Source organism: Plantibacter sp. RU18, assembly GCF_050613355.1.
Taxonomy (GTDB): domain Bacteria; phylum Actinomycetota; class Actinomycetes; order Actinomycetales; family Microbacteriaceae; genus Plantibacter.
This window is the reverse complement of record NZ_CP159618.1, coordinates 193282-216063: the sequence shown is the minus strand read 5'-3', so window position 1 is coordinate 216063 and position 22782 is coordinate 193282. Positions and strand designations below refer to the sequence as shown.

Here is a 22782-nt window from a genome sequence, read left to right as displayed (position 1 = left end):
GGGCGGATCGTCCCACTCAATCGAGCAGGAGCGCCGGCTCCTCGATGATCGAGGCCACGTCGGCCAGGAAGCGGCTCGCGACGTCGCCGTCCACGACCCGGTGGTCGAACGAAGCGCCGAGCGTCGTCACGAAGCGACTGCGCACCTCGCCATCGACGACCCACGGCTTCTGCTTGATCGTGCCGAGCGCCACGATGCCGACCTCACCGGGATTGAGGATCGGGGTGCCGGTGTCCATACCGAAGACACCGATGTTCGTGACCGTGATCGTGCCGTTCTGCTGATCGGCCGGCGGCGTCTTGCCGTCACGGGCCGTGAGCGTCAGGCTTTCGAGCGCACGAGCGAGCTCCAGGAGACTCATCCCCTGCGCCTCCTTGACGTTCGGGACGATCAGCCCACGAGGCGTCGCGGCGGCCACCCCGAGGTTCACGTAGTGCCGGACGATGATCTCCTGATCGGTCCACTCGCTGTTGACCGTCGGGTTGCGTCGCACCGCCCAGATCATCGCCTTCGCCATGATCAGGAGCGGCGACACCTTGACACCCGCGAAGTCCGTCGAGCTCTTGAGCCGCTTGACGAACTCCATCGTGCGAGTCGCATCGACGTCGACGAAGAGGGAGACGTGCGGAGCGGTGAACGCACTGCGGGTCATCGCGGCTGCGATGGCCTTGCGGACACCCTTCACCGGGATGCGCTCCTCGCGCTCATCGGCCCACTCCGGGGTCTCGATGTTGCGGAAGACACTGGCCTGGCTGGCCTGGCGGACCACGTCGTCGCGAGTGATCTCCCCAGCGAGACCCGTTCCCTCGATGCTCGACAGGTCGACCTCGAGGTCCTTCGCGAGCTTCCGGATCGGCGGCTTCGCGATCACCGGCAGCGCCGAGGCGGCCGGGACGCTCGTCGGCGGCTGACGGCGCGGGGCAGGCGCAGCTGCAGCCGGGGCACCTGGCGCTTCGGCGACAGGGGTCGCCCCACGCCCTCGACGACGACTCGAGGTGTGGCCTGCGCTGCCGTAGCCCACGAGCACCGCACCCGGGCGGGACTCCTCGGTGGCGGAGACGCTCGCGGCGGTGTCGGCGGCAAGCGTCGCCTCTTCCGACTCGGCAGCACCGGCCGGAGCGACGGGCGCTGCGGAACCGGCCGTGCTCACGCTGATGATGGGCGTGCCGACGTCGACCGTCTGGCCCTCCTGCACGAGCAGGGCGCCGACCGTGCCCGCGAAGGGCGACGGCAGCTCGACGAGCGACTTCGCCGTCTCGATCTCGACCAGGACCTGGTTGACCGTCACGGCGTCGCCGGGCGCGACCTTCCACTGCACGATCTCGGCCTCGGTCAGGCCCTCGCCGACGTCAGGCAGTTCGAACTGGAGATCACTCATCGTGTTCCTCGTCTTCCTTGGGTGTTCAGTACGCCAGCGAGCGGTCGACCGCCTCGAGGATGCGGTCTGCATCCGGGAGGAAGACGCCCTCGAGCTTCGCCGGCGGGAACGGAGTGTCGAACCCGGAGACCCGCAACACGGGTGCTTCGAGCGAGTAGAACGCGCGCTCGGTCACCGTCGCGGCGACCTCGGAGCCCACGCTCGTGAAGCCGGGGGCCTCCTGCACGTAGACGAGGCGGCCCGTGCGACGGACGGACTCGACGAGCGGGTCGTAGTCGATCGGCGAGAGCGAGCGCATGTCGACGACCTCGACGCTCGTGCCCTCGGCTGCCGCGAGCTCAGCGGCCTGCAGCATGACGCTGACGATCGCGCCGTGACCGGCGAGCGTGACCTCCGTGCCGGTCCGGACCACGCGGCTGCCGTGCAGCGGCGCGGCGGCGGAATCGAGGTCGACCTCGCCCTTCGGCCAGTATCGGCTCTTCGGCTCGAGGAAGACGACCGGGTCGTTCGACGCGATGGCCTCCTGGATCATCCAGTACGCGTCGTTCGGCGTCGACGGGCTCACCACGCGGAGTCCCGCGGTGTGCGCGAAGTACGCCTCCGGGCTCTCCTGGTGGTGCTCGACGGCACCGATGTGGCCGCCGTACGGGATCCGGATCACGACGGGCATCGCGAGCTTGCCCTCGTGTCGGTTCGTGAGCTTCGCGAGCTGCGTCGTGATCTGGTTGAACGCCGGGAACACGAACCCGTCGAACTGGATCTCGCACACGGGACGGTAGCCACGCATCGCAAGACCGATCGCCGTGCCGACGATGCCGGACTCGGCCAACGGGGTGTCGAGGACGCGGTCGCCGCCGAACTCGGCATGCAGACCCTCCGTCACGCGGAAGACGCCGCCCAACGGGCCGATGTCCTCGCCCATCAACAGGACCTTGTCGTCGTCGGTCATCGCCTTGCGGAGCCCGGCGTTCAGCGCCTTGGCCATCGGCATCGTCGTCGTGGTCATGCTGCGCCTCCTTCGAGCGAGGCCTCGTAGCGTTCGAGCCAAGCCTGCTGCTCGATCATGAGGGGGTGCGGCTCCGAGTAGACGCCCTCGAAGATGAGCTCGGGGCCGGGACCCTCGAGCGCGAGGGTCCGGACACGGGTGTCCTCGGCGAGCGCCGCGGCCTCGGCGTCGACCTCCGCGAAGAACGCGTCCGAGGCGCCGAGACCCTGCAGATACGTCTTGAACCGGACGATCGGGTCTCGGGCGATCCACGACTGCAGTTCGTCGTCGGTGCGGTACTTCGTCGGGTCGTCGCTCGTCGTGTGGGCGCCGATCCGGTAGGTCATCGCCTCGATGAGGCTCGGGCCACGGCCGGCTCGTGCATCGTCGAGATGCTTCGCGGCGGTCGCGTAGCTGGCCAGGACGTCGTTGCCGTCGATCCGGACGCTGTCGAGGCCGAAGCCGGCAGCGCGCTGGTACAGCGGTTCGCGCGCCTGCCGCGACACGGGCACGGAGATCGCCCACTGGTTGTTCTGCAGGATGAAGACCTGCGGGGTCTGATAGCTCGCGGCGTAGATGTACGCCTCGTTCGCGTCACCCTCGGAGCTCGATCCGTCGCCGAAGTAGACGAGGACTGCTGCGTCGACAGCCGGGTCGCCGGTGCCGACGACCTTGTCGAAGGTCATGCCCATGGCGTACCCGGTGGCGTGCAGTGTCTGAGCCGCGAGGACGAGGGTGTAGAGATGCACGTTGCCGTTCGACGGGTCTGCCGGGTCCCAGCCGCCGTGCGTGTTGCCGCGCATGAGTCGGACGATGTCGATCGGGTCGACACCACGGATCATCGCGACGACGTGTTCGCGGTACGAGGGGAAGATGTGATCCTGCGCGCGTGCCGCACGGGCGGAGCCGACCTGGGCGGCTTCCTGGCCGTGGCTCGGCGGCCACAGCGCCATCTGCCCCTGGCGCTGCAGGTTCGTCGCCTCGACGTCGAACGCGCGGACGTTCGACATGTCGCGGTAGAACTGCTGCAGATCCGTCTCGGTCAGGCGGTCGAGGAACGGCTGGTACTGCTCCGCGTGCTCGTTGGGGGCGAAGTTGCCCGCCGCGTCGATGAACTGGACGCTGGGCACGGTGGGGTCGTCTCCTGAACGGCTCATCCTCAGCGCACCGCCTCTCGTGCCGGGTGGTCGACCGGCAGGGTGGCGATGACCTCCGCTGCCGCAGCCAGGAGCGGTTCCACCGACTCCGGCTCACCGATGGTGATGCGGACGCCGTCCGCCGCGAACATGCGTCCGACGATGCCGTGGGCGAGGAAGACGTCGTTCGCCGCCTCCGTGTGCACGCCGAGACCGAACCAGAGGAAGTTGCCCTGCGCCTCCGGGATGAACCAACCCTGCTCGCGCAATGCCGCTGCGAGTGCATCACGGCGCTCGGTGATGACACCGACGCGGGCGCGGATCTCCTCGGCGCCCTCGAGTCCGGCGAGCGCCGCCTGCTGTGCGGGCGCTGTGCTGGACAGCGGGATCGCCGCGTTGCGGGCGCCATCGAGTACGAGCTCGTGGCCGATCGCCCAGCCGACCCGCAGTCCGGCGAGCCCGTACGCCTTCGAGAAGGTGCGGAGCACGACGAGGTTCGGGTGCGCGCCGAGGAGGGGGATGCCGTTGATGGCGTCCTCGTCGGTGACGAACTCGCGGTACGCCTCGTCGAGCAGGACGAGGACGTCGGACGGCACCGAGTCGAGGAAGGAGACGAACGCCTCGCGCTCGACGATCGTGCCCGTCGGGTTGTTCGGTGTGCAGACGATGACGACGCGCGTGCGGTCGGTGATGGCTGCGGCCATGGCGTCGAGGTCGTGGGATCCGTCGGTGCGGTTCGGGATCGGGACGGCGGTCGCGCCGGCGACGGTGACGAGCACGGGATACGCCTCGAAGGATCGCCAGGCGTAGACGACTTCGTCGCCCGGGCCTGCCGCCGCGGTGATGAACTGGCTGAGGAGCGCGACGGAGCCCGCGCCGACGTGGATGCGTTCGGCGGTGACGCCGTTGCGTTCGGCGAGCGCCTCGCGTAGGGCGAGTGCTGCTCCGTCGGGATAGCGGTGCGCTTGTGCGGCAGTCTCGGTGATCGCTGCGAGCACGGCGTCGAGCGGCGGGAACGGGACCTCGTTGCTCGAGAGCTTGAAGGCGTCCGCTGCGGCGGCCTTGCCCTGCTTGTACCTCGGCAGACCGGTGATCTCGGGACGGAGACGGACAGGACTCGCGCCCGCCTGAGCGGCCGGCTGGGCTGTGGTTGGCTGGTTCTCACTCACCCGACGAGTCTAGGGCGCGAAGGATACCCGCGGCGGAATGCAATGCGCGTGCTCAGGAGGGCACTTGGCCTGTCGTGGCGGGGGTGGGAGGATTGACCCATGGGACGCTTCCTACTGAGACTGCTCGCCAACGGATTCGCCATCTGGATCACCACTCTGCTGGTCGCCGGGGTGAACATGACGCCGTACGCGCCCGGCGGGACGCTCGAGATCATTCTGAGTTATGCCCTCGTCGCACTGATCTTCGCGATCGTGAACACGATCATCGGCTCGGTCATCAAGGTGCTCGCCTTCCCCCTGTACATCCTCACCCTGGGTCTGATCGGACTGATCATCAACGGCCTGCTCCTCCTCATCACCGCCGGCATCAGCAGCTGGTTCGGTTTCGGCCTGAGCGTGGACGGCTTCTGGTGGGGCGTCCTCGGGGCGATCGTCATCTCCATCGTGAACTGGCTGCTCGGTATCGTCATCCGTCCGCGGGCCAAGGGCTGAGCGGTCGAAGTACGGGCGACGAGGCCGGGCGACCGTCATCGCACCCGATCCGCGCGGTACTCCCAGGATTCACCTGGGCCTGACAGCCCGGTGAGTGGTCCGAGGACGGCGTGCAGGCGTGGGTCGTCTGAGGCATCGACTAGGCGCGCGGTCTCCAGGTAACGGTCTCGGGAGTGCGCCGGAAGCGGGTCGTCACCGGCAGGCGGTGGACCGCCGTCGTACAGAGACCGGCGGACGACGGTTCCGCCGTCGACCGGATCCCGGCGAGTACCGGAGAGCGCTGGGATGACGTCCTCCTCGTGCTCGACGTGCGTCCGCGGGAGGTCCTCCGGGAACGGGATGGTCTCGACGGGCGCTCCGAAGGTCACGACGGACGAGTCGAAGTCCCCCGACGCCGCGATCGCCGCCGCGACGATCCCACCCTGCGAGTAGCCGACATGCATGACGGACGCGCCGTCGGGAATCCCAGCCAGCCGCATCGCCTCCCGCGTGGCAGCGGTGCTCTCGGCTGCAGCACCTGCGACGGCGCGGAGGTTGCTCTGGTTGTCCCACGGCTCGGTAGAGCTGGTCGGGAGCCCGGTCTCGATCGTCCCGCCCGTCCACACGATCCACCGGTCGGTGCCGTCCGCGTCGAGATGATGCTCGATCCGGATCTGGGGGCTCCCCGCTCCACCCTTCGGCATGCGGTCGACGAGGTCCTCGTGCGTCCGCGGCGGCCCCACGGCGCCATCGTCCTCCGCCTTCTGGTGGGACACAGCCGAAGCCGTGACCGGAACGCTCCCCGGGAAGATCCCGGCGAGCTCTGCGCCGCGTGCCACGACGAGTGCTGCGAACGCGACGCCGGAGGCGCCGTCTCCCGCGCGGTTCAGGGCGTCGACCAGCGCAGGCACCCCTCCGAAGCCCACCAGGAGATCGTCGGTCGAGGAGACGATCGACCGGACCGCGTCGGCGAACGCCGGCGTCGCCATCACGCCTCGCAGAGTCCGTGCGGCGTCTGCGTCGAGATGCTCGCCGGCTTCACCCGACAGGGCACCGATGACGGTGCGCAGCAGCACACCGTTGAGCACGACTCCTGAGAGCCCGAGCGCCCCCACGACCAGGAGACCGGGCGAACTCCCGATCAAACAGGCGGACGCAGCGCTGGAGGTCTCGAAGAGAGAGGCGACGAAGCGCTCGACGTCGCCGTACGCCTCTGCGCTTGTCAGGAGCTTCCCCGCGAGGCCGGCCGCGTCCTCGGCTGCCCGCCTGAGGCGGACGACCGCCCTGGCGGCCGAAGCCCTCCCTGCCTCGTGGTCCATTCCAGGGACCGCCACCGGCCCCTGCGACGCGTACGTGGTGTCGTACTGCGCGACGGTCTCGACCCTGTCGGCCCATTCCGCACATGAAACGCCGAGCGACACGAGGACTCTCGCCAGATGCAGGTGACTGTCGGTGGCCACGGTGACCGCGCCACCGCCGCGCATGACGAGGTCGTCACTCATCCGATTCCCCAGGTGGAGATGCTCGCCGCCGCCCAGCTGGCCTTTCGCAACGCTTCGTCGAGGGCCGACGCAGCGTTCCGGAGCTCACCGATCAGTTCATCGGCTGCCGCAGAGAACTGGAGGGCTGCGAGGCCGTCCCACTCGACCTCGGCGCGTCCACGCCCGAGGGCGGTGATGCCGACGCTCAGCTGCCCGAGGACGTCCTGCACACAGCCGACTCTCGTCTCCAGTATCGCAACGGCCTCGTCCGCGCCCGTGCCAGCACCGCAGATCGCTATCCCATCGCACCCCATCGCACCCTCCGTCCCTCTCCCGACCCGGCGATCACCGGCATCGACAGCCACGCTGCCGGACCGCCACCGGCGACCGGGCCCCGACGGGCCACATGTGGAATGAGGCCGAGAGCCGACGCGCTGTGGAGCACCCTGAGGAGCAACCGTTCGACGGGCCGGGCAGGGTCGGCCAGAATAGAGGCATGAACACCCTCGGGGAGGCCGCCCCCGGCACCACCCCGTTCCGCGTGTGCTTCGTCTGCGCGGGCAACATCTGTCGATCCCCGATGGCGGCGAGCGTCTTCACCGATCTGGTCGCCGGCGCGGGCCTCGAGCAGTTCGTCGACGTCTCATCGGCAGGCACCGGTGACTGGCATGTGGGCGAACATGCGGACCAGCGCACCATCACCGCCCTGCACCAACAGGGCCACGACGCCTCAGCCCATCGGGCGAAACAGTTCGACCCCGATCGCTTCCGAAGCTACGACCTCGTCGTCGCCCTCGACCGCAGCCACGATCGCATCCTCCGCGCGTGGGCCGACAATGACGCCGACCACTCGAAGGTCCACCTCCTGCTGAGCTTCGACAACAGCCAGACCGGGACCCTCGACGTCCCCGACCCCTACTACTCGGACGCACAGATGTTCGACACCGTCCTCGGCATGATCGACCACGCGTGCCGCGCCCTCTTCCACCAGCTCGAACCAGCACTCACCCAGGGAGCCACCCCATGACCGAATTCCCCGCCCAGCCGCTCAGCCCACTCGATGGCCGCTATCGCCCAGCCGTGACGGCACTCGGCGAATACCTCTCCGAAGCCGGCCTCAACCGCGCGCGCGTGCAGGTCGAGGTCGAGTGGCTCATCTACCTGACCGACCACTCGATGTTCGGCTCATCCCCACTCAACCCGTCGGAGACCGAGCGGCTCCGCGCCCTCTACCTCGACTTCGGGCAGGCCGACATCGACTGGCTCGCTGAGAAGGAGGCCGTCACGCGTCACGATGTGAAGGCCGTCGAGTACCTCGTCCGCCACCGCCTGTCCGAACTCGGCCTCGACCGCATCGCCGAGCTCACCCACATCGCGTGCACGAGCGAGGACATCAACAACCTCTCCTACGCGTTGACGGTCTCATCGGCCGTCCAGGCGATCTGGCTGCCGAAGCTGCGCCTCGTGCTCGACGCACTGCGCACCAAGGCCGTCGACTTCCGCACCGTGCCGATGCTCGCCCGCACCCACGGCCAGCCCGCCACGCCGACCACGATGGGGCGCGAGCTCGCCGTCACCGTCTACCGCCTGGAGCGCATCGCCCGCCAGATCGAATCCAACGAGTACCTCGGCAAGTTCTCGGGTGCGACCGGCACCTTCGCAGCTCACCTCGTCGCCGACCCGGATGCCGACTGGCCGAAGATCTCACGCGAGTTCGTCGAAGGACTCGGTCTCGACTGGAACCCCCTGACGACGCAGATCGAGTCCCACGACTGGCAGGCCGAGCTCTACGGCAAGATCTCCCACGCCAACCGGGTGCTGCACAACCTCGCGACGGACATCTGGACGTACATCTCCATCGGCTACTTCCGTCAGATCCCCGTCGCCGGCGCCACCGGCTCCTCGACCATGCCGCACAAGGTGAACCCGATCCGCTTCGAGAACGCCGAGGCGAACCTCGAACTCTCCAGCGCGATCCTCGACTCGCTCGCAGCGACCCTCGTCACCTCGCGCCTGCAGCGCGACCTCACCGACTCGAGCGCCCAGCGCAACATCGGCGTCGGCTTCGGTCACTCGCTGCTCGCGCTCGACAACATCCTCGGAGGCCTCGGTCAGATCGACCTCGCCGAAGACGTCCTCGCCGACGACCTCGACCACAACTGGGAGGTGCTGGGCGAGGCGATCCAGACGGTCATCCGCGCAGAGGTCACTGCCGGTCGTTCGACCATCGAGGACCCGTACGCACTCCTCAAGGAGCTGACCCGGGGGAAGCGCATCGGCCAGGCCGACCTCGTCGACTTCGTCGGCCGTCTCGACATCGGGGACGCCGCCAAGCAGCGCTTGCTCGCGCTGACGCCGGCCACGTACATCGGCTTGTCCGACGACCTCGTCGACTACCTGCCGTAGTACCCTTCGACACGCTCAGGGACCGGCCTTCGACAGGCTCGGAGACCAGGACCGTCGCTCTTCGCGCGGTCCTGGTCACCGGCTGAACCTGGTCACCGAGCTTGTCGAGGTGCAGCCCGTCGAGGAGCCGAGGGGACGAACGCCGCTCGTCAGCTCAGTGCGCTGAGGGACGCGGGTCTTCGCCGTCCTGCTCGTGGATGTCCTGCTTCTCCTGGAAGTCAGGCTTCACGGCGAGCGCCAACATGGCGAGCACGACGAGCGACGCGATGAACGCGATGCCGAGGCCGATGAGCGCGAGGACGACCTCGCGGGTCGACATCAGGACGACGAGACCGGTGAACACCCCCATGACGCCGGAGAGCACCAGGAGCTCGATCGGGCGCAGCAGGTCGTCGCGGTTGGGCTTGCTCATGATGCGGCTCCGACCGTGCCGTCGGTGTCTTCGGCGGACGAGGCCGCGACGGGGCGCTTGGCGGCCCATCGCAGTGACAGCCCGCCGATGACGAGGTACACGCCGATGATCGCGGCGTAAGCGCCCACGAGGCCGACGACGACGATGTCCGCACGGAGGACACCTTCGACACCGCCAGGGGCGGCGAAGCGCTGCTCGAGCCCCGGGGGCACGAGGAGCGTCGCGAGAGCGAGCAGCACGGTGAACGCGCCGACGGCCGTCCAGTCCTTCGCCGCGGCGAGGCGACCGCGCCAGCGGATGCCGCTGTAGAGCTCGAGGAACCCCGTGAGCGCGGCCCACAGGGTGACGACGTAGAGGAAGATGCTCAGGCCGCCGCCGCTCAGCATGAGCGCGAACACACCGGTGACGACGCCGATGACGCCCTGCCCGAGGAAGAACGCCCGCGTGACGGTGTCGGAGAAGCTCGGGAAGGCGAAGCCGCCGACGATCGCTCCGGAGAGGAGCGTGAAGACACCGAAGACCACGAGACCGAACTGCGAGGAATGACCCTGTGTGAACGTGATGACACCGGCCGTGGCGAGCGCGATCACCGCACGCAGGATCGGTACCATCCAGTACCGATCGTGCTTGGCGCCGTCGAACGGAATGCTGGGCACGGTGAACGTCTCATCTCTTGCAGGAAGTCTCCACCAGCTTACGCGTTCCTGAGCACGGTTCGGACCGGCGCCCCTCGCTCAGCCGATGGCGGCAGCGACGGCCCGTGCCAGCCGTCTGCCGATGAGGTGGTCGCTCCCGAACACCCTGTGGACGTTCACGCCGCTCATCCGCGACACGATCTTCAGGACACCGTCCGAGTGGAACTCGTCGAGGCTGCCGTAGATGACCTCCACCGGTGCCCGGATCGCGGCGATGTCGCTCACCGTCGTCTGCGATTCGATCGAGTGTTCGAGCGACTTCACGAACGGCACCCAGGTGCGCTCGTTGATGTCCATCGCCTTCGGGATCGGCAGCATCCGCTCCACCACCTGGGCATGACGGAGGGTGAAGTCCTTGTTGTTCCGGAAATACTCGTAGGCCTTCAGGTAGAAGCCCATGATGCGCTGGTCGACCGGGTTCGCGAGCTCCTGCGGCGACAAGTAGATGGGCGGGCTCACCAGGACGACGCGCTCGATCGATCTCGGTCGCGTAGCTGCGAGCCGCGCCGAGATGAGCGAGCCCATGGAGTGGCCGACGAGCGTGATCGGCCCCTCGAGGCGGAGCGACTCCAGGGTGCCGGCGACCGCAGCGGCATGCTCGCCGACCGTGTACTCGGCGTTCTCGGGGATGGGCGACTCGCCGAAACCGAGGAGGTCGATCGCGATGCAGCGGTGCCGATCCTCGATGAGCGGGAGCACGTTCTGAAACGTCACTGACGATGAGGCAATGCCGTGGAGGAGCACGACGACCGGCCCCGTGCCTCGGTCGACCGCGACGTGCAGCCGAGGTGGTCGCTGGAGGATCGGGAAGAGCGGCATCCCCCGATCATCCTCCCGAGCGGTCGTCCACGGAAGGGTGTCAGCCCTCTGGCCGTGCGGTCAGAGCCCTGCAACCAGCTCTGCGAAGACCTCGTTCGCGTCGGCACGCTCCCGGGTGAGCAGGGACGCCTGTCCGGACCAGAACCCCTGCAGCTCCGCGAGGCTGCGCTCGGATGCGACGGTGCGGAATCGGCCGGTGAGCCAGTTCTGCACCGGGAACGGAGCGATCCGGTCGGCTGCCTCGAGCTGTCGCAGCACCCGATTCGGAATGCCGCGTGCGAGTCGACCGCTCATCGCGCGGGTGAGCACGGTGCCGTCGGCCGGGGTCGTGACGAGGGCTTCGCGGTGGGCATCGGTCGCTGCTGAGATCGTCGTCCGGAGGAACGCGGTGCCGACCTGCACGGCGTCTGCGCCGAGGGCGCGCGCAGCTGCCACGCCTCGGCGGTCGGCGACACCACCCGCGGCGATGACCGGGACGTCGACGGCATCGACGAGCTGCGGGATGAGGGCGATCGTCCCCACGAGCGATTCCTCCGCCGGCCGCAGGAACGAGACCCGGTGCCCACCGGCTTCCATCCCCGTTCCCGCGATCGCATCGACGCCACCCAGCTGCAACGCGATCCCCTCGGCCACCGTCGTCGCCGTGCCGATGATCGTGATGCCGCGTTCGTGGGCGGCCTCGACGACCTCACGCGGTGGGACGCCGTAGACGAAGCTGATGACGGCCGGCCGCGCCTCGAGCACTGCCGAGATCTGCTCCTCGAACGACGGGAGGTAGGACCCGGGCAGGGTGGGTAGCTCGATGGCCAGCTCCTCGAACACCGGTCGCAGCGCCTCGACGGCCGCGGTGAACTCGGCGGCGGACTCGCTCGGCAGCAGCTCGTCGCCGCGCGGCACCCAGAGGTTCAGCGCGAACGGCTTCGAGGTGCGCTCACGGAGAGCTGCGGCCGTCCGTTCGATCCGGTCGGCGGCGTACCCGTAGAGGCCGAACGAGCCGAGCCCACCGAGTTCACTCACCGTGGCCGTGAGTTCCACGGAGGACAGCCCTCCGAACGGACCGAGCACGATGGGGACCTCGAACGGAAGCGTCTGCATGCCCCCAGTATCCGCCCACGGGGCGTTCGCTCCGATCCCTGCAGGTGACAGCGGACAGGACTGACGCCCCGATGAGGCTAGGCGGTCAGCTCCGGCCGCCCGATGAGCACGCGACGGAGGATCGCGCGCTCGGCGACCGTCCACAGCGCACTCGTCGCGAGGTAGACACCGGCGGCGAACGGCACGATCGCGGCGAAGACCACCGAGAGGAACGGAAGCCAGCGCAGGACCGGGGCGAGCGCCCGCGTACCGGCCGCGGCCGCCGACTCCGTGCCGGTGACCTCGGTGGTGCTCCCTGCCCAGCGAGCGGAGGCACGTCGCGTCAGCTCGATCGCCAGACCGAGGAGGGCCAGCACGACGAGGAACGGCCAGATCGCCGTGATCGTCGTGCCCAGCAGGTGGAAGAGGTTGGCGCCGAGCGGGACGCCCCCGACCACCGCCGCGAGGAGCGCGTTCGCATGACCCGCGATCTCCTGGTGGACGAACAACGCGTAGACAGCGGACAGCACCGGCGCCTGCGCCAACAGCGGGAGACAACCGGCGACCGGCGAAGCGCCGTGAGAACGGTACAGCTCGACGAGTGCGCGGTTCAGCGCCTCCGGCTGCTTGGCGTAGCGACGACGCAGGGCCGCGAGCTCAGGCGCAAGCCGTCGCCTGGTGCGTTCGGCCCGGACCTGCGAGATGCCGACGGGCAGCAATGCCAGGCGCACGACGAACGTGAGCACGACGATCGCGAGCAGCGGAGCCCACGAGCCCGTGAACGGCTCGAGCGCACCGCCGATCGCTTCCACGAAGCTTGCGATGCCGTCGAGGACGGCGGAGACGGCGGGAATGGTGGTGAAATCCATGGAGTGGTCCTTCGATCGAGAGCGGAGAGGAGACCGTCTGACCGCCGCGGACCATGGCGCGCGCGACTACTGCAGTCCGTGCCCCATACTCCCGACGATCGCGATCGCGCCTCCTGGCGCTCGGGAACGGACATGTCCTGGTGCGTCCGGATTGCTGTGGGCGACCAGCACCCGGAGGTTCTCCACCTCACGGAGTGGCGTCGGCCCGCTGCCGCCAGGCAGGAACGCTCGGGCCCGCATCACCTCGGCGATGAGCACCGTCGCCGCTGCCGCCGCCCCGATGAACCCGAGGACGACCAAGGCGGGGATCAGCGCGTCGCCGCTCGTGCTCACGCCGAGCAGCACGAACGCGCGCGCCACGAGCTCGAGCAGATCGACCATGCTTCGACGCTAGCACCAGCCATCGGCGCACCGAGGTCGATTCTCGTCTCGCCGCTCCCCCGGCTCCGGCCGGCTCGCACGGCCCGATCCTCCGCCCTGGTGTCGACGGGCGAGCCAGATGCTCACCAACCGAGGAGCGCGAGGACACCGGTGGCAGCGAGGGCGACCGCACCTGTCCACAGGACGATGGCGATGGCCTGCCAGAGGATGACCCACTGCTTCGGGACCCCCGAGCCGACGAAGAACGCGGCGGTCAACATCGTCGGGAGTGCGAGCGGCGCGAGGATGCTCGCTCCGGGAACGCCGAACTTGACCATCCATCGACGCAGGCGTGCACGGCCCTTCTGTCGCCCGGTCCGCTTCGCGTTCGGGTCGCGCGCATCGTCATCGCCCACAGACTGCTCCAGTGTGCTGATCGACGCGGGACCGGATGCGCCGTCGCGGGACACCGCTCCGACGGTCGCCCCGTGCTGTGGTGCGACGGCGCCGAGACCGTCGGACTGCGTCGTTCCTCGCTTGGCCGCACGCCGAGCGATGGTGCGCTCACGGATGCGGGATCCGAGGAGCACCACCCCAATGACGCACAGGATGTTGCCCGCCGCTCCGGCGACTGCGGCGACGACGGGGTTGATGCCCGCGATGATGCCGAGTGCGGCAGCCCCCTCTCCCTCGATGTAGGGGATCGCAGCTGCGACCGCGACGATCAACGGTTGCAGGATGTCGGGCACCTGCTGGATGAAGTTCTGTAACCACTCGTACGGGTTGTCCATGTCGGATCTCTTCTCACGGTCTCATGCGGCCCCATCGGTCGACCAGCCGCTTGGGAGCAGTCAAGACCGTGTGCCCACAACCGGGTCAAGCGTTTCTCGGCTTTCCCTCGGCAGCCGAGATCGCGCTTGACTGTGTTCCGAGAACAGGGTCTTGAATGGTCACGACCATTGCCGCTGGACCGTCCGGAGGCAGCACCACGATTGGAGTCCGTCATGGCCTGGAGCACACGAGAGATCGCGGAGCTCGCTGGAACGACGGTGAACACCATCCGCCACTACCACCGCGCCGGTCTGCTCGAGCTGCCCGAACGCATGTCCAACGGATACAAGCAGTACGGTGCGAGGCATCTCGTCCGGCTCCTGCAGATCCTCCGGCTCCGTGACCTGGGCGTCCCGCTCGGGCAGGTCGAGTCGGTTGGCATGGGCGGCGAGACACCGGGGGCGGCCCTCCTGGCGATCGACGCCGACCTGGCGGTGAGTATCGAACGACTGCAGCGTGCTCGTGCCGAGATCAAGGCGATCCTGGCTGGGACGACGGCGACGGACGTGCCGGCAGGCTTCGAGGATGTCGCCGGGCGATTGTCCACCCCCGAGCGGTCCCTCATGCTCGTGTACGCGAAGCTCTACGACGAATCCGCCATGACCGACCTGAAGACGATGGTGGACTCCGACCCGGATGACGGGAGCGCGGAGTTCGAAGCGTTGTCGGCAGACGCGAGTGACGCGGAGCGTCAGGAACTCGCGGAGACACTCGCCCCGCAGCTCGCGCGGCACCTCGCGGACTACCCCTGGCTCACCGATCCGAGCGGACGCATGTCGAAGGGACCGGTGATCACCCAGGAGGTGTTCCTCGCGACCGTCGTGGAGCTCTACAACGAGGCGCAACTGGATGTCCTCGGGCGCGCGAGCGTCATCGCAACGGAGCAGCTCGCCGCACGGACCGACCCAGCACCAGACGCGGACGCGGACGCAGACCCGGCGGGAGCTCAGCATGAATGACGACCTCGACTCGTCCACCACTGACGGGAGCCCGGCACACGTGGCCGACGGCCCACTCCTCGTCGAGGACGTGCTGCTGCTGCTCTTCCAGCCCGATTCCGGAACCATCGCCGGCGAGAACATCCTCTTCTATGTCCTCGGTGGCGCGGTCCTCGGCGACCTCGCGCTCACCGGCCGGGTCGAGGTGCAGCGACATGGCGCCTTGAGCACACGGGTGCACGCCGTGGGAGATCCGTCAGCGACCGACGACATCCTCGCCTCCGCGCTCTCCTACGTGGCGGAGAAGCCACGCAACGTGCAGACGGTCCTCGCCGCCGTCGGTCCGTCCTTGCGCGGGCCGGTGCTGGATCGCCTCGTCGAACGCGGCGACGTGCACCGAGAACACGGCAGACTCCTCGGCATCTTCCCCACGGAGAAGCTGACGCTCGGAAGTGGCCGCCGAGCGGAACTGATGACGAGCGTGCGCGCTGCGTTGATCGACGGCGAGACACCCGAACCGCGGGTCGCCGCGAGCATCGCGCTGCTCTCGGCGAGTGGCACGCTTCCGCAGTTCCACAGCGAGATCCCGTGGAGTGGCGACGTCTACACGCGCGGCAAGGAACTCGAGCGAGGCGACTGGGGAGCGGCAGCAGCCTCTGACGCAGTGACCCGCACCATGGGTGCCGTCATCGCGAACTCGGTCATCGCGGCCACGATCCTCCCGCGGACGTAGGAACCACCCGCCCGCGGGACGCCGATCAGCGCTGCCGCGGGCCGAGACTCTGACCCCTCCCCGTGCAGTCGACGGACCATCGCCCCTGTTCCCACAGCATCTCCGGGCGTCCGCTGGCGCGTCCGTGGCGACGGAAAGCGTTCTCGATCGCGTCAAGGGTGCTCCTGAGAAATACGACATGCGATGGACTAAGGCATAGTGGTGACGGGTTCGCACCCGCGCGAAGGAGCTAGAGCATGATCGACAAGACCTCCATTCGGGACTTCCCGCCGATGACGGCAGCGCTGCTGGCGGACAATTCCGGGGTGTTCCGGGTCGGGACGGCCGAGCAGCACATCTCCGCGACCGACGAGGGCGCCGCGCGCCGACAGTTGGTGGATCTGATGCACGCCGAGGCTCAGAAGTCGGGTCGCCCGATCCGGGTCACCATCACCGACCCCACGAGTGTCACCGTCCTGCTGGTCGGCGTCGACGGTGCCCTGGAAGAAGAGCGACAGACGACGGGACAGCTACCAGCGCCCACGAACGCCGCCGATCCGTCCTCAGCCGCACCTCGACGCGTGACGCCGATCCAGGCCCCGCCTCCTGCCCCGACGCCCGTCCCGGCGTCGGCTCCCATCCCCTCGCCCCCGATTGCAGCGCCGATGCCTGCACCGACGTCGACACAGCCGCCCACTCCGGCCCAGGTGCCGCGCGCCAGCGAACAGCCCCCAGCGTTCGACGGCCAAGCCTTCCAGCCTCTCGCGCAGCAGCCCGGCACCCACCAGCCGAGCGCGCACCAGCCGGCCGTCCAGCAGCAGGCGCCCCAGCAGCCTCGCGCGCAGCAGCAGATCCCTCCACAGCCGATGCCCCAGCAGCAGGGGCAGCAGCAGGCGCCGCAGCAGGGGCCTCAGCAGGCGCAGCAGCAGCCTGCCGGCCCACCGCCCGGGCAACCGACGTCCACAGCTCGGCGTGACCTGCGCGACGCTCCGTCGTTCCTGGCCCCGCCGACGGTCGGTCCAGCCCAGCACGGCGTGGCAGGTCTGTTGAACAAGCTCGGCTTCTCCGTCGCGCCGTCGGCTGCAGAGCGTGCCGAACGGGACGACGTGCACGCGGTCTCACGCCATTTCCCGCGGCGACGCACGATCTCGGTGGCGAACCAGAAGGGCGGGGCGAACAAGACGCCGACGGTGGTCAACCTCTCCTCGGTGTTCGCCCGGTACGGCGGTGGCGGAGTGGCCGCATGGGACAACAACGAGACCATGGGCACGCTCGGTTGGCGCACGGAGCAGGGCGGTCACGATTCGACCGTCCTCGATCTCCTCGCGGCCGCGGGTGACCTCCTGTCCCCCGGCGCCGAGCGTGCCGACCTGTCCCGGTTCGTCCATCACCAACCGGGTGACAAGTACGAGGTGCTACGGTCTGCGGCGGACGGTGAACACGTGGTCACCGCTGACGAGGTGGACCTCGTGCATCGGGTGCTCGCGAAGTACTACCGGCTGATCGTGATGGACTCCGGCAATTCGGCGGGCGCCCCGAACTGGCGGCGCATGGTGGAGCTGACCGATCAGCTCGTGATACCGACGACCACGGTCGAGGACAAGAAGGAGGGCGCCAGGCTCACGCTCACCGCCGTCAGCCGGGTGAGCGAGCGTGGCGCGGAGCTCGCGCGCAACGCCGTCGTGATCGTCTCGGAGTCGGAGGCGAAGGACACGGCGATCGCGAATGCCTACGCCGAGGACTTCCGCCCCTACGTTCGCGATGTCGTCGTCGTCCCCTTCGACCCGGCGCTCAAGAACGGTGTCATCCGCCATGACGCCCTGCGCTCCAACACGCAGCGCGCCTGGCTCGCCGCCGCTGCGGCAGTGTCCCGGGGGCTGTGAGCCGGACTGCCGAGTGACGACGTCTGCGATCGTCGAGGCGGATGGCGCAACCGTCAGAGGGACTTCCTCAGCAGCAGCGAATCGCCGTGCACCTCGTCGGCTTCGCGCTCGCCGGTGTTGAAGAAACCGAGTTTCTCGAGGACATGCAGCGATGCCGTGTTCCACGCTCGGACGGTCGACGCGAGGTGCTGGTGGCCAAGGGATCGCGCCAGGTCGATGACCGCTCCCGCAGCCTCGGTCGCATATCCGCGATTCCAGAACGCTCGCAGGAACTCGAACGCGAGCTCGGGCTCCGCCGGCCGACCGACGCTGTTCTCGACGAGTCCGCAGTATCCGAGATCGGTTCCAGCGGCCTTGAGCCGCACGACGAGCAGGCCGGGGTCCGGCGCGTGCTCGTGGCTTCGTGACCACACCTCCAACTCAGCGACGGTGGGATGACCGTCCTGCGTGAGGCGCCGGTGCGCCGGAACGCGTGGATCGCGCTCCGCCCAGAGCTGGCGGTGCATCACGGCGTCGCCGGGCCGCCACGTCGTCAGCAGCAGGCGCTCGGTCTCGAGGACGACCAGTGCTGACGACGTCTCATCGCGATCCATGCGGAGAGTCTGTCAGGCGGCGACCTCGCTCACGCGTCCCGCGCCGGGTGCCCTATCGAGCGGGGTTCAGGGCCGCCTGGATCGAGCGGATGTGCGCGCCGAGGGCTCCTGACGCAAGCAGTCCGGAGCCCAGCGGGCCCGAGGCGTCCTCGCCGAGGGGCGGTAGCCGTTGGAGCTCCATGCTCGTTTCGTCGGTGAGCACAGTCCACTCATATGAGGACAAGACTTAAAACCCTGCGGGATGTGAGATGAGAAACATGAGTACTCTTGTGGTCGAGGTGACGCCCAAGAATGAAGAGGAGGAAGTATGCGCCCAGGAACGTTCGCGCTCGGTATCGGCACGCTGTTACTGGCGCTACTAACGGCCTTCCCAGGCCCCCTCGCCTTGTATTTCGCAGGAGCCGCGCTGGTCACCGGGGGACTGATTTCGATGCTGTCCCAGACACAAGAGAAGACCGACGACCAGACGCCAGCTCCACAGCATCCTCCGCACAGCGATCGGCAGTGCTGCTGCGCTCGCGCTCACAGCGACCATCGCATCTCCGGCTAGCGCGTCACCGCCAGATGGATCAGCCGCGATCCAAGAGCTGATGTCCTTCACCACGGCGCATCCCTACGACCTGATCGGTGCGGATGCGCTGTCTCAGCGGCTGTTCGGTGCAGATTTCGAGGTGCTCTTCGAAGGCGAGACCGAGTTCACCTCGGGGGCGGACGCCCAATCGAAGCTCGACGCACGACGCCGCGCGCTCGACGCCAACATCGGTGCCCGTGATTCTCTCAATCCAGACACGTTCACGGTAGCAATGAGCAAAGTCGTCACTCCCCACGGCACAGCGATCGGAGGAGGCGCGACCTTCGCCCGATGGTTCGCGGGACAAACGAATCCCACGGACCTCGCCAACCTCGAGTTCCAACTGCCCGCCTGCGTAGAACTTCTCTACCCAAGCACCAACACGCAGGACATCTACGGCAACGTCACGGGCCTCGGCTCCCTTCGAAGCGCAAACGTCGCGCAAAAAGCTCCAGTCTGGAACATCGCGGACCACACCACGAACTTCATACCTCAGGCAGCATATGCCGGGGTAGGAATCTTCCTCGATCAGTCAAACTGCGGACCGGGCGTCATTCGAGCCGCTGCGGCCTTCAACTACAAGGCAATCGAAGGTGGGTCCATCCTCTCCGTCTCAGTGGGTTGGGGCGCGTTCTCAGTTTCGATCGGCGGAGGAACGCTCGAACTGCAAAAGTCCACTCCGCCGATTTACTTCAACATCTAACCTCCAACGTACGCATCACGCGTATGAGCGGGCAGTGCTATCGGGCGTGGTTCAGGGCCGCCTGAAGCGAGCGGATGTGCGCGCCGAGGGCTCCTGACGCGAGAAGCCCGGAACCCAGAGGGCCCGAACCGTCTTTGCCGAGGAGCGGTAACCGTTGGAGCGCCGATCTGACGGGGTCACTCATGTGTTCGAGCTGCCAGGAGAGTTCGGCCGCGCCTCCGCCTCCGGGCGCGGCCAGCTCAGCAGCCTTTGCCGCATATGCCGCGGCGCCGAGAGCGTGTGCGCCCATGTGCGCAACCCCCGCGGCCTGCCCGGCTGCCCAAGCGGCGGCTTTGGCTGCAGGCGCACTCACTGCGTGTGCGGCTCGGTTCGCCACGAATCGACGACGGATCTCACCCGCGGCATCCAGCTCCTCGCCGGCGAATGCTCGCGCGCGGGTGATGGCATCGCGTGGCCGATCGTCTGCCGGGGCCTCAGCCTCGAACAGCGGCAAGACCCGTTCGGCACAGTCAGCTGCCCACTCGGCCACTCGCCGACGCTCGATCTCGCTCAACGTTTGCGGAGAGGGCATGCGTCCACCCTTGCACACGGCGTGCAGCGGTGCGGGAGTACCTCACATGTCACACGCACCTGCTCCGCGCCATCGCTCATCCGCTCAGTGGCGGAGGTGGTCACAACTCGACGTGGATCGAGAGGTTCGCGAGTATGGTGCAATTCCATGGCACGCAAGCAGACCACTTCGGTGACGCCTTCATCCGGGATCGGGCTCGATCTGCATCTCGAACTCGACGGCATCGGGTTGCGGGTCGGGCTCACCGAAGCACTGCGGGCAGCTGTGCGATCTGGTCGACTCGCCTCAGGAACCCGGTTGCCCGCATCCCGAGCCCTGGCCTCGGACCTCGGAGTCGCGCGGAGCACCGTGACCGAGTACTACACCACGCTCGTCGAAGAGGGTTGGCTCGTCGCTCGTCATGGCTCCGGCACGCATGTCGCACAACGTGCAGTGCCCCGCGGGGCTCCCGAACAAGACATCCAGCCACATCAGCACACGCTCGGCCTGCAGCCGGGCGCAGCCGAGTACCCCGATTTTCCGCGAGCATCATGGCTCGCTGCAGCGCGCAAGGCACTGGCCGCTGCCCCCCACAGCGCGTTCGGGTACGGCGATCCCCTCGGGAGGATGGAATTGCGCCGTGCGCTGGCGGACTACCTCTCCCGGGTTCGTGGTGTGGACGCCGACCCCAGGCGGATCGCCATCACGTCTGGTTATCACCACGGTCTGGGCGTTCTGGCGCGCGCACTGAGAGCGGAGGGTGTCGGCACGGTCGCGGTGGAGGCATACGGGCTCGGGCTGTATCGACATGTGCTCCAGGACGCCGGGATGGAGACTCACGCCCTGGAGGTGGACGAGCGCGGGGCTCGACTCGACGACCTCGCGGATCTGGTCCCCGGAAGCGCGGCGATGCTCACCCCAGCACACCAGTTCCCCACGGGCCATGCACTATCGGCGGATCGACGCAACGCCCTGCTGGACTGGGCGCGGGCCACCGGTGGGGTCGTCCTCGAAGATGACTACGACGGCGAGTTCCGTTACGACCGGAAGCCCATCGGCGCGCTGCAGGGCCTGGATCCTGACCATGTCGTCTATTTCGGTACGGCGAGCAAGTCGGTTGCGCCCGCCCTCAGACTCGCTTGGGCCGTGGTTCCAGAGCGTCTCATGTCCGCCGTCGGTGTCGCGAAAGGTCGAGTCGACACGGTGAGCGTTCTCGATCAGCTCACGTTCACCGAGTTCGTGACATCGGGGAAGTTCGATCGCCATGTGCGCAGTCGGCGGCAGAGCTACCGAACACGTCGGGATCAGCTCGTGACGACGCTCGCAGTCCGCGCTCCGGACGTGCGGGTTCTCGGCATGTCCGCCGGGCTGCAGGTGGCCCTGGTCCTGCCGAGCGGCACCGAGGAGCGGATTCTCCAGGCTGCGACACGACAGGGATTCTTCGTGAGCGGACTCTCCGAGTTCCGTCACCCCCTGGCTCCCCGCCCAGCACCCTGGAGCGATGGCCTGGTCGTGAACTTCTCAGCGGTCTCGGACAGCGCCTGGCCCACTGCTCTGGAGTCACTCGCCAGCGTCCTGCCTTGAGCGGGGGAGGTCCCGCCCGCACCCCTCTGATCCGTCGGTGAAAGTGGTCCGGAAGTATGGGTCACAAATGGACCTCACTATGAGGCCTCTTTCTTTCTAGTGTCTTGAGTACGGGCCGCTGTCCCGTATTCATCCAGGTGCTTGAAGGAGCCGGACGTGTCACTACACCGCGCAACGCCATATGCAGGACGTCAACGCACGGTCATCCCGCCCCGCCTGGCATTGGCCGGCACTGCCATCGCGTTCATGAGTCTCTATCTGGGGGCCGGCGCGCTGACCCCTCTCCTGGTGGCCTACAAGGATCGATTCGCCTTCGCGCCGGAACTGCTCAACGTCGCATTCGCGGTGTACGCCGCGGGGTTCCTCGTCTCCGTGCTCATCTTCGGATCACTGTCCGACCACATCGGGCGTCGGCCCGTGCTGATCGGCGGCCTCATCGCCCAGGCGCGGATCTCGCGCCGAGCGTGAGGCCCGGCGCCGTCACGACCATCGAATCACCCAACCGAAAGGCAACAACATGTCCAAGATCTTCCTCGCCGGCGCATCTGGCGTCATCGGTCAGCGCATCATCCCTCTGCTCATCGACGCTGGCCACACGGTCGCCGGCATGACCCGATCTGCCACGAAAGCGGACAGAATCGCCGAGCTCGGCGCCGAGCCGGTCGTCGTCGATGTCTTCGATCGCGAGGAACTGATCGCGGCCGTCACCAGATTCGCGCCCGACATCATCCTCAACGAGCTCACCGACCTGCCCGACGACGTCAACCAGATCGCCGCGTACGGCGGCCTCAACGCCCGCATCCGGACCGAAGGCAACCAGAACATCATCGACGCCGCCCGGGCCGCAGGACACCCGAAGATCCTCGCCCAGACCGTGGCATGGGAACTGGCAGACGGCCCCGGTGCCCGCGCCGTGAAGCAGCTGGAGACGTCGGTGCTCGCCGAGGGCGGTGTCGTCCTGAGCTATGGACAGTTCTATGGACCCGAGACCTACAACCCGGACGCCCTGCCATCCGAGCCACGCGTGCAGATCGACCGGGCCGCCCAGCGCACCGTCGAACTGCTCGATGCACCATCGGGCACGATCCTCATCACGGACTGACATCTGCGGAGGGCCGATGCTCACCTGCACGGGGCTCGGCCTTCTCATCCCCGTGGACGC

At 68.1% G+C, this 22782-nt stretch carries 26 protein-coding genes; 10 read left to right on the top strand and 16 right to left on the bottom strand.

All coding sequences use genetic code 11. The features are described from left to right. Positions 1 to 16: 16 nt before the first annotated feature. Genes ABMA10_RS01015 through ABMA10_RS01000 form a run of 4 tightly spaced genes read right to left on the bottom strand, consistent with a single transcriptional unit; the run spans position 17 to position 4668 of the window. Entirely contained in the window at positions 17 to 1378 is a 1362-nt protein-coding gene (locus ABMA10_RS01015) for a dihydrolipoamide acetyltransferase family protein (RefSeq protein ID WP_347867822.1), read from the bottom strand. Positions 1379 to 1403: 25 nt separating this feature from the next. Next, positions 1404 to 2384 (bottom strand): alpha-ketoacid dehydrogenase subunit beta, encoded by a 981-nt coding sequence (locus tag ABMA10_RS01010; RefSeq protein WP_347867823.1) that lies wholly within the window; start codon positions 2382 to 2384, stop codon positions 1404 to 1406. After that, positions 2381 to 3520, bottom strand: coding sequence for a thiamine pyrophosphate-dependent enzyme (locus ABMA10_RS01005; RefSeq protein WP_347867824.1), 1140 nt, complete (start codon positions 3518 to 3520; stop codon positions 2381 to 2383). The genes ABMA10_RS01010 and ABMA10_RS01005 overlap by 4 nt, the downstream gene beginning before the upstream one ends. A 2-nt stretch (positions 3521 to 3522) precedes the next feature. After that, positions 3523 to 4668, bottom strand: coding sequence for a histidinol-phosphate transaminase (locus ABMA10_RS01000; protein WP_347867825.1), 1146 nt, complete (start codon positions 4666 to 4668; stop codon positions 3523 to 3525). A gap of 99 nt (positions 4669 to 4767) precedes the next feature. Between ABMA10_RS01000 and ABMA10_RS00995 the strand changes: the two genes are divergently transcribed. Then, positions 4768 to 5160, top strand: a complete 393-nt coding sequence (locus tag ABMA10_RS00995; RefSeq protein ID WP_347867826.1) for a phage holin family protein — start codon at positions 4768 to 4770, stop codon at positions 5158 to 5160. A gap of 35 nt (positions 5161 to 5195) precedes the next feature. On the opposite strand, the gene ABMA10_RS00990 is transcribed toward ABMA10_RS00995, so the two are convergent. Next, positions 5196 to 6641 (bottom strand): hypothetical protein, encoded by a 1446-nt coding sequence (locus ABMA10_RS00990; protein WP_347867827.1) that lies wholly within the window; start codon positions 6639 to 6641, stop codon positions 5196 to 5198. Next, entirely contained in the window at positions 6638 to 6850 is a 213-nt protein-coding gene (locus tag ABMA10_RS00985) for a hypothetical protein (protein ID WP_347867828.1), read from the bottom strand. The genes ABMA10_RS00990 and ABMA10_RS00985 overlap by 4 nt, the downstream gene beginning before the upstream one ends. A gap of 266 nt (positions 6851 to 7116) precedes the next feature. On the opposite strand from ABMA10_RS00985, the gene ABMA10_RS00980 reads away from it, so the two are divergent. Both ABMA10_RS00980 and purB read left to right on the top strand, forming a co-directional pair. Continuing rightward, positions 7117 to 7647 (top strand): low molecular weight protein-tyrosine-phosphatase, encoded by a 531-nt coding sequence (locus ABMA10_RS00980; protein ID WP_347867829.1) that lies wholly within the window; start codon positions 7117 to 7119, stop codon positions 7645 to 7647. Next, positions 7644 to 9026, top strand: a complete 1383-nt coding sequence (gene purB / locus ABMA10_RS00975; protein WP_347867830.1) for an adenylosuccinate lyase — start codon at positions 7644 to 7646, stop codon at positions 9024 to 9026. The genes ABMA10_RS00980 and purB overlap by 4 nt, the downstream gene beginning before the upstream one ends. Positions 9027 to 9180: 154 nt before the next feature. Here the strand turns inward: purB and ABMA10_RS00970 are convergent, their stop codons facing one another. The 7 genes from ABMA10_RS00970 to ABMA10_RS00940 form a co-directional block, all read right to left on the bottom strand. Then, complete coding sequence (locus tag ABMA10_RS00970; protein WP_347867831.1) at positions 9181 to 9438, bottom strand: hypothetical protein; 258 nt, start codon at positions 9436 to 9438, stop codon at positions 9181 to 9183. Continuing rightward, complete coding sequence (locus ABMA10_RS00965) at positions 9435 to 10094, bottom strand: hypothetical protein (RefSeq protein WP_347867832.1); 660 nt, start codon at positions 10092 to 10094, stop codon at positions 9435 to 9437. Before ABMA10_RS00965 ends, ABMA10_RS00970 begins: the two co-directional genes overlap by 4 nt. A gap of 78 nt (positions 10095 to 10172) precedes the next feature. Further along, positions 10173 to 10952: an alpha/beta fold hydrolase gene (locus ABMA10_RS00960; protein ID WP_347867833.1), complete on the bottom strand. Its 780-nt coding sequence runs from the start codon at positions 10950 to 10952 to the stop codon at positions 10173 to 10175. Positions 10953 to 11012: 60 nt separating this feature from the next. Beyond that, the gene (locus tag ABMA10_RS00955; protein ID WP_347867834.1) at positions 11013 to 12047 is read right to left on the bottom strand and encodes an NAD(P)H-dependent flavin oxidoreductase; all 1035 of its coding nucleotides are present in this window, start codon (positions 12045 to 12047) and stop codon (positions 11013 to 11015) included. Positions 12048 to 12124: 77 nt separating this feature from the next. After that, positions 12125 to 12895 (bottom strand): YidC/Oxa1 family membrane protein insertase, encoded by a 771-nt coding sequence (locus ABMA10_RS00950; protein ID WP_431031107.1) that lies wholly within the window; start codon positions 12893 to 12895, stop codon positions 12125 to 12127. Positions 12896 to 12961: 66 nt separating this feature from the next. Beyond that, positions 12962 to 13276, bottom strand: a complete 315-nt coding sequence (locus ABMA10_RS00945; protein WP_347867836.1) for a DUF6412 domain-containing protein — start codon at positions 13274 to 13276, stop codon at positions 12962 to 12964. A 122-nt stretch (positions 13277 to 13398) separates the two neighbouring features. Then, positions 13399 to 14046, bottom strand: coding sequence for a small multidrug efflux protein (locus tag ABMA10_RS00940; RefSeq protein ID WP_347867837.1), 648 nt, complete (start codon positions 14044 to 14046; stop codon positions 13399 to 13401). Positions 14047 to 14259: 213 nt separating this feature from the next. On the opposite strand from ABMA10_RS00940, the gene ABMA10_RS00935 reads away from it, so the two are divergent. The 3 genes from ABMA10_RS00935 to ABMA10_RS00925 all read left to right on the top strand — a co-directional run bounded on the left by ABMA10_RS00935 (position 14260) and on the right by ABMA10_RS00925 (position 17619). Beyond that, positions 14260 to 15045, top strand: coding sequence for a MerR family transcriptional regulator (locus tag ABMA10_RS00935; protein ID WP_347867838.1), 786 nt, complete (start codon positions 14260 to 14262; stop codon positions 15043 to 15045). Then, the gene (locus ABMA10_RS00930) at positions 15038 to 15757 is read left to right on the top strand and encodes a GOLPH3/VPS74 family protein (RefSeq protein WP_347867839.1); all 720 of its coding nucleotides are present in this window, start codon (positions 15038 to 15040) and stop codon (positions 15755 to 15757) included. Before ABMA10_RS00935 ends, ABMA10_RS00930 begins: the two co-directional genes overlap by 8 nt. 236 nt (positions 15758 to 15993) lie before the next feature. Beyond that, positions 15994 to 17619 (top strand): MinD/ParA family ATP-binding protein, encoded by a 1626-nt coding sequence (locus ABMA10_RS00925; RefSeq protein WP_347867840.1) that lies wholly within the window; start codon positions 15994 to 15996, stop codon positions 17617 to 17619. Positions 17620 to 17672: 53 nt separating this feature from the next. On the opposite strand, the gene ABMA10_RS00920 is transcribed toward ABMA10_RS00925, so the two are convergent. After that, positions 17673 to 18212, bottom strand: coding sequence for a GNAT family N-acetyltransferase (locus ABMA10_RS00920; RefSeq protein WP_347867841.1), 540 nt, complete (start codon positions 18210 to 18212; stop codon positions 17673 to 17675). A gap of 52 nt (positions 18213 to 18264) precedes the next feature. Further along, entirely contained in the window at positions 18265 to 18414 is a 150-nt protein-coding gene (locus ABMA10_RS00915; protein WP_347867842.1) for a hypothetical protein, read from the bottom strand. A gap of 388 nt (positions 18415 to 18802) precedes the next feature. On the opposite strand from ABMA10_RS00915, the gene ABMA10_RS00910 reads away from it, so the two are divergent. Then, positions 18803 to 19486 (top strand): hypothetical protein, encoded by a 684-nt coding sequence (locus ABMA10_RS00910; RefSeq protein WP_431031106.1) that lies wholly within the window; start codon positions 18803 to 18805, stop codon positions 19484 to 19486. 37 nt (positions 19487 to 19523) lie between these two features. On the opposite strand, the gene ABMA10_RS00905 is transcribed toward ABMA10_RS00910, so the two are convergent. Next, positions 19524 to 20057, bottom strand: coding sequence for a putative immunity protein (locus ABMA10_RS00905; protein WP_347867844.1), 534 nt, complete (start codon positions 20055 to 20057; stop codon positions 19524 to 19526). A 147-nt stretch (positions 20058 to 20204) separates the two neighbouring features. Here ABMA10_RS00905 and ABMA10_RS00900 point away from each other — a divergent pair, with 147 nt between their 5' ends. From ABMA10_RS00900 to ABMA10_RS00890, 3 genes are all read left to right on the top strand, one after another. Next, on the top strand, positions 20205 to 21620 hold the full coding sequence (locus ABMA10_RS00900; protein WP_431031105.1) for a PLP-dependent aminotransferase family protein: 1416 nt from the start codon (positions 20205 to 20207) through the stop codon (positions 21618 to 21620). 246 nt (positions 21621 to 21866) lie between these two features. After that, positions 21867 to 22088: an MFS transporter gene (locus ABMA10_RS00895; RefSeq protein WP_431031104.1), complete on the top strand. Its 222-nt coding sequence runs from the start codon at positions 21867 to 21869 to the stop codon at positions 22086 to 22088. 49 nt (positions 22089 to 22137) lie between these two features. Next, a complete protein-coding gene (locus ABMA10_RS00890; protein WP_347867847.1) occupies positions 22138 to 22722 on the top strand; it encodes an SDR family oxidoreductase in 585 nt (194 codons plus the stop codon). The last annotated feature ends 60 nt before the right edge of the window (positions 22723 to 22782 follow it).